Source organism: Pseudotenacibaculum haliotis (assembly GCF_042684245.1).
GTDB classification, from domain to species: Bacteria; Bacteroidota; Bacteroidia; order Flavobacteriales; family Flavobacteriaceae; genus Polaribacter; species Polaribacter haliotis_A.
In genome coordinates this window covers 1-4,788 of the sequence record NZ_JBHULH010000005.1, presented here as the reverse complement: position 1 = coordinate 4,788, position 4,788 = coordinate 1, and the positions used below count along the sequence as shown (strand labels likewise).

Genomic DNA, 4,788 nt, shown 5'->3' with positions numbered 1-4,788 from the left:
TCCGCTATTAGCATCACTAGCTGATATGTGAAAAGAGATATTGTATAGGCTAGGGTCTAGACCATTTAAGATTTGAGGAATCAGAGCATTGAGGTCTATGTTAGCCACCAATCCGTCAGTATCATCATCACAGAACTCTTGATCAGGAAGAGAAAGGAACTGAGGTTCAGGGTTGATAATAATATCAAATTGACTATTAGTACTAAAGCACCCTGTTGTATTGTTGGTTATCCTCACATATATTGTTTGCGAGAAAGGGGTTGTGTTGGTAAAAGGACTATTGATTGGGTTGTTTGCAGTTTCGGCATCAGCTAAGGATGTGTGGAAAGAAACCTGATGTGTACTTGGGTTTAGACTTCCTAATATTTGTGGAATTTGAGAGTCTAAATCGATGCCGGAAATTATACCATCAGTATTGTCGTCACAAAAAACCATATTGCTAACAGGAGATGGATTTGGTATTTGAACGGTAATAAGATCAAAAGCACGACCTGTTGAAAAACAATTACTAATGTTATTTACAATCCTTACATATATAGTTTGTAAGAAGGGTACAGTATTGTCAAATGAGCTTGTGTTTATAATAGGGTTAACTTCATTTATGGCGTCGTCTTCAGAAGTATAATAGCGAATAGAAAAATGCAAGGGATTTTGTCCGGCTAAAAGATCTGCTGTTTTACTGTCTAAATCAAATCCTTGCACAAAACCATCTCCATCAATATCACATAACTCTAAATTCAAAGTAGGATTAATTTGAGGAACAGGGTCTACCAATAGGTTAATGTGTGAAGCTATGTATACACAAGAATTAGTGTTTAGATCTTGAATACGAATATAAATTTGTTGATTATTTGGAAATCCAATATTTCTATAATTATTTGTGTCTGTAATTGGGTTAACTTGATTAATTGCGTCTTGCTCTGTTCTGTAATAATTTATTGATAACTGTTGGTTACTAGGGAACATAGCAAGAACTTCTGTGGTTACCGAACTAAAGTCAAAAGAAGAAATACCATCTCCACTATCATTATTATTGTTGTCGTTACCATTGGTGTCTAAAAAGTCATCACAGGTGTTAAATGTTCTCAGAAATCCAGAAGGAATTTGTGTTGTAGGAACACGTAAGGTTATTGAAGTTATGGTGTAACAACCTGTATTTGATGTTACTCTTACCCATATGTTCTGAATGCTAGCTTGAGAGTTAACAAAAGCATTAGGAGTTAAAATAGGGTTACTATCGTTTTGAGCATCAGCTAATGAAGTGTAAAAAGTAAATATTTCGTTTAAATGATTTGAAGATAAAGAAGGTAGTGCATTTAATAAGTTAAAACTGCTGATTCCATCTAAATTATCATCACACTCAATTAACTCAACAGAGTTGTTTACTATTGGTAATGGGTTTATGCTTAAGGTGATACTGTTGCTAATTGCGCCACAAGAATTTCCAGCTTTTTGCATAAGCACTCTAAATTCATACCCATCAAATGAATTGGTTAGATTGTTTATTGTTAGAGTATTGCTAATAACTCCGTTATATATAGCATCGTTTGATAGATTTGACCAAGTAGAACCATCTGTACTTAATTGCCATTGATAAGAATCTGCTGTAGCATCAATAAATATAGAAGCTGTTTCTCCTTCACAAAAAACTACATCTTGAAAAGGAGTGTTTAGAGTTATAGGAGCATAAATTATATAATTTGAATTGGGCACTGTATATCCGTCTGTGGCAGAAGTTACAAGTCCATTACTATCGACAGTAACAGGAGAATCCCCTAATAATCCATCAGTGTCATTATCTGTAAATCCTGCCTCAATTACATCAAAACAGTTATCATTATCACTGTCTAATTCAGTGTAATTTAGAGAGTTGTCACTATCAGAGTCTGTTATTGTATATCCAATAAGAAAACTGTCAGAACTAGTTTCTAAACCGTCTGCAAAACCATTGTTTCCTATAAGGGAATTAATATTGTCAATAACACCATTAAGATCAGCATCTGGAAGTCCATGCCCAGCTTCAAAAAGATCAAAAATTCCATCATTATCAGCATCCAGATCAAGGTAATCAGGAATAGTATCTCTATCGCTATCAATAGGTGTTACAAAAGAACCTGCAAACACATTGTCTAATCCATCTGAGTTGCTATCAGTATTTAATAAGGTGGTTATAGTAGCATTGGCTTCTATTAAATCTGGAATACCATCATTGTCTGAATCTACATCAAAATCATCAGAGTTCCCGTCACCGTCAGTATCCTTATGCATATTTACTAATTGAAAACGGCCTCTAAATTCAGAGTTTAGACTCATATTGTCTAAAGCATGATGAAAAGATATTTCGTTTACTTTGGATGTAGAGAAACGATACGGAGTATTCCCTAAAGGAGAGTTGTTGTAAATAAATCTAATTTCTGAAGCAGTATGCGTGTTTACGCCTAATTCAAAAATACCATCAAAATTGGTATCTACCAATAATTGATTGTCAGGATCGGTTAATGTAATACTTTCTAAATCAGAAACAGATACAGTAAAAACTTCTCCGGCAACAATAGTGTGAGTAGTCCCTGATTCTTGTTGAAGAGTAGCATTTACAGGTGTGGTAAAAGTTAATTTATAAGTTTGTTCTGCATTAAAACCAGCTGCCACTAGAGAGTAAAAAACACCATTATTTGTTCCTTGAAAATTATTACTAGCATTGTTAGAACTATTATGCTGAGAGCTGACAATTGCATTATTGGTTGTTGCGTCAGGAAAAACAACAACTGGAGTTGATATATTACTAATATCTACATGACCATTACCTAGAGATTCATCTAGGTTTGAAATGCCATCATTGTCTGTATCAATATCAACATTGTCAATAATACCATCATTATCAAAATCGTTAGGGCAATTACTTACTACAACTACCTCAGATTCTAACGTTAGCCCTGTGCAACTTACTATTCCGGCAAGTTTGTATTTACCTGGATTTAATGGTGTGAAAGTTGTACTTGTTACATTTGTGGAAACAAACCCTGAACCATCATCATAGTACCATTCATAAGAGTCAAAAAAATCTATATTGGATACCGATAAGATGATATTAGGAATGCAATTTCCTAGGGTAGCAATGCCGGTGGAGAAATCTATTTGAGGAGGAGAAGGAAATCCCGAATAAAAACTTCCTGAACTTGCGTCTGTGTTTGTATTAATATAGGCACAATACAATTCTTGATTACTTTTAACAGCTATGTTGCCAGATAAGTTTGTTACTTTATAAGTAACGTAATCCGTTTTTCCAGGCACTGTAAATGGACCTTGAACTGTGTATGTATTAATAGGGCTGTCATTAATCGTAACTGTTGCTCCATTATTAGTAATAATAATAACTTCTCCTGTATATGTTTCTGCTCCAATTTTTTCAATATGAGCAATGTTGTTCACATTTGTTCTGTTTTCGCAATTTAATGGAGGAACAAAAAAGAACCCTTGATTATGATCGTTACCTAAACCACCTATCCCTTGGTAAGCAAATACAGGTTGGCTTGTGGAAACATACATATTGTCATCTGTAGAATAATTATCCCCTTCAATAACATAGTATTCCCCTGCATTGATTGTAGCTATATTGGAAACTCCATTAATATTAATAATTGTATTGTCTGTATGAGCTACTATTAAAGGATTCTCAACTCTATTTGATCCGGATCCTTTCACAAAAATATATTCGTTTCCAACTTTAGATAAATCAACAATTTGGTCAATTCCAAAATCTCTACCACCGGTATTGCTAAAACTTCCACTAGTAGATCCTGTATTAACTGCAATAGGGTAATTAGATTCTATAAGCGCCCCTATAAGACCATCTTTATTAATGTTGCTTTCTCCTGTATCTACGGCCAGAACATAAGTTTCTCCTTCATCTAAAGTTACTTGAATAGGAAAAGTACCTGTATAGTTTTTTACCGTGAGTCCTACGGGCAAATCATCAAAACTAATTGCTGTATTGTCTTGGGTTGCTAAAACAGAAATAAAACTTAAGTAATTGTTATCACTAGCATTTTCATTGGTAAAAGACCCTGCTCTAAAAGTAGTTCCTAAAGCCAATTCTCCTTTGCTTACTAATGCTGCAGCTTGAGAATCATTAGAAGATCTTGTTCTTATTGATGCGTATATAGGCTCACTTGCCTCAATTATGTATCCTTTATTATTATATATGGTACTTGTAGTAGATGGATTTATATATAATTGACCAAATGAATTGCCTAAAAACACTTCAGCAGGAGAAGCATTGTTTACTATTCCATGAATATAACCTGCAGGAGTTTGTCCAAGAGGTTTTATAGAATAACTAATATCTTGATTACTTGGAGTTGAAATGTAAATATATTGTAATCCAGGGAGGGCATTACCAGATTCGGCAGAAGTCAGGGGCGGTATGTAATGCTTATTGCTTAGCTGACCATAGGTCAAACTAAAGCAAAAAAGCATACATAATAATACCCATGAATAATTTTTTTTGGGGGACTGTTTATTCATGATGGTATCAAAAATAGGATAGGAAAACAGAAAAAACAATCCTTATAAAAGGTGAAATTTATCCCTCCCCATTTTTGGGGAGGGATTTCAAAAACTATTTTTATTGTTTTTATCGATTTCTGAGGAGAGAGAAATTTCCTTTTCTTTCTCTAAGGATTCCATTTCTGTCTGTAAGTTTGATAGAGAACCAGTAATCATCTGAAGGAAGCACTTTTCCGTTGAAAGTTCCATTCCATCCAGGATTATCGATATCAATAGTAGCTA

General features: G+C 34.1%; 2 protein-coding genes. Both read right to left on the bottom strand.

Annotation, left to right across the window (positions count from 1 at the left end; translation table 11 throughout):
- On the bottom strand, positions 1-4,476 hold a 4,476-nt coding region (locus tag ACFSRZ_RS11800), incomplete at its 3' end, for an IgGFc-binding protein (protein WP_379666772.1).
- Positions 4,477-4,633: 157 nt separating this feature from the next.
- Complete coding sequence (locus ACFSRZ_RS11795) at positions 4,634-4,774, bottom strand: T9SS type B sorting domain-containing protein (RefSeq protein WP_379666773.1); 141 nt, start codon at positions 4,772-4,774, stop codon at positions 4,634-4,636.
- Positions 4,775-4,788 lie beyond the last annotated feature (14 nt).